Source organism: Pseudomonas sp. PA-1-3F (assembly GCF_021609665.1).
GTDB lineage: Bacteria > Pseudomonadota > Gammaproteobacteria > Pseudomonadales > Pseudomonadaceae > Aquipseudomonas > Aquipseudomonas paracarnis.
The window spans coordinates 1-1,925 of the sequence record NZ_WJZD01000071.1; the positions used below are offsets into that span (position 1 = coordinate 1).

Annotated in this window: 4 protein-coding genes and 1 pseudogene; all 5 read left to right on the forward strand. The window is 43.1% G+C overall.

Annotated elements, in window-relative coordinates; translation table 11 throughout:
• A pseudogene (locus GIV26_RS26965) lies at positions 1 to 149 on the forward strand (transposase); the annotation flags it as partial.
• Between the two features lie 182 nt (positions 150 to 331).
• On the forward strand, positions 332 to 574 hold the full coding sequence (locus GIV26_RS26970) for a hypothetical protein (protein WP_054897997.1): 243 nt from the start codon (positions 332 to 334) through the stop codon (positions 572 to 574).
• Between the two features lie 262 nt (positions 575 to 836).
• Positions 837 to 986, forward strand: coding sequence for a hypothetical protein (locus GIV26_RS26975; RefSeq protein ID WP_164919369.1), 150 nt, complete (start codon positions 837 to 839; stop codon positions 984 to 986).
• A 3-nt stretch (positions 987 to 989) separates the two neighbouring features.
• On the forward strand, positions 990 to 1,469 hold the full coding sequence (locus GIV26_RS26980) for a hypothetical protein (protein WP_054897996.1): 480 nt from the start codon (positions 990 to 992) through the stop codon (positions 1,467 to 1,469).
• A gap of 11 nt (positions 1,470 to 1,480) precedes the next feature.
• A complete protein-coding gene (locus GIV26_RS26985; RefSeq protein WP_236282918.1) occupies positions 1,481 to 1,741 on the forward strand; it encodes a hypothetical protein in 261 nt (86 codons plus the stop codon).
• Positions 1,742 to 1,925: the final 184 nt, after the last annotated feature.

Genomic DNA, 1,925 nt, shown 5'->3' on the forward strand with positions numbered 1-1,925 from the left:
CGAGTGATGAGACGAAAATTATTCGTGAGGCGTTGCAACGGGGGCAGCTTACCGGAACTGCTCGTTTCATTGAAGAAGTTGAGAGGATTGCAGGCGTTCGTATTGAGCGCCGAGGGCAAGGGCGGCCAAGGTTGGATGGTGGTAAATAAATCTGTCCCCTTTTTGCTTGTCCCCTTTTTGCTTGTATTATTGATGACGTTCTCAAGAATCCAAATTCAACATTCTCAAATTTGAGTCGCGGTGGGCTAGAGGTCCGGGCTCCCGATGGAAGAGGTCTGCGCTACAATAATGATGGCTCATTTTCTGGGTTTTTGGACCCTAAGGCGAAACCATGAAACTTGAAAGTAATTCGGATTTTGAAGTTCTGGGCTTTAGTGATAATCGCTATAAAAGGCTGACTGCGGAGATTCAATATAAAGGCGAACCAATTGCTCAAGTTAATCAGGATAAAGGGGTGGACGCTTTAGAGGTGGAGATCTTTGCTGACTTAAGTAGCGCGACTTTGAGAGTTCCATTCTCTGGTTTTTTTGAGGCGATGATTCTAGCGAAAGATTTCATTGTTGAGTCGGGGTGAGGCTAGAAGAAAAAATGGGGCAAATTTGAGCGTCACTTACTTGACAAGAAAAGGGGGCAGGTTTTTTGAGGTTTGGGCTTTGTGAAGATCTTGAGACGTAGCGGATGAGTCTCTGAAAAAATAAATCTGTCCATTTTTTTTCGTTCAATTACCTTACAAAGGTTCCACCGTTATCGGTCATGCACTATCGAAGCACGCGGGTAGAAATCCTGATATTTGGGGTAAGACTACAGGGTCTATGGCTACTTGGAACGAGCAGGCTATGAAGCAGTTACGTGAAATAATACGTGCTCCCGGCGAGTTTAAGTCGGTGACAACAGAAAAAGGAATTCCATTTATAGAGAAACGTCTTGGCGACGGGCGTGGCATACGGTTGAATTTAGATGGGGCATTTAAAGGGTTTGTCGACTAATTTATGAAAGAGTTATATGAGGTTGTTCTAGGTGGTGTGGTTGAAGACGATATTATTATTCTTCTGAAGGATTTGGAGAGTCATTCGGAGCGCGTCGACGATGTGACAGCTTCAGAAGTGCTCGGTATTGCGAGTTGCTTGGGCCTTGATCAAAGTATGGTTGCGGAGCTTTGTCGTTTTGAAGGTGATGTTTGTGTGTCTGCTAAGTTGTATGGTTTTGATATTGTATCTGCTTCCTCCGATTTTTTTGTATTACTTAGAGTTGTAAAATGTGGGGGCGGTGTTGACGTAGAGCTGTGTTTTGACGATTCTGTTTTTAGTGATGTTGATAAAGTTATGCTTCTACTGCAGAAATATCTGAAAGAGATTTCTGATAGAGTTCGTATGAAGGAGTATTACGGAGGGATGGAGCCTGCTAAAGACTTAGGAACTCGGTACTTTACTGGCGAAATGTTAGGCCCTCTGGTTACGCGTTTTCGCTGACAGGTGGCAAAATGGGTGAGTATAAGCCTACATCCACGAAAACGACTTACGATCCAAAGGTTCTGCCGGATAGCAGGGTGGCTGATATGTCTAGTCGAGCGGCAGTCCAAGCCGAGTCTTTGTTTAAAACCAACCCAGCGTTGAGAGAAGCTAGTATTAAAGTTGATAAAAGAAAAGGGGACAGATTTATTTTAGCGATCAAAGAAAAGGGGACAGATTTATTTTTGAAGTTTGGTTTTGTGAGAAAGAAAAGGGGACAGATTTATTTTTGAAGTTTGGTTTTGTGAGGATTTTGAAAAGTAGCGGATGAGTTTCTGAAAAATAAATCCAAAAAAGGGGACAGATTTATTTTTTTTCCATTTGCTAGGCTGTAATTCTCTAAGGAAGGAGGTTACCTATGCCCAGAGTGGGACGTGTCGTTTTGCCCAACTATCCTCATCATGTTGTACAGCGTGG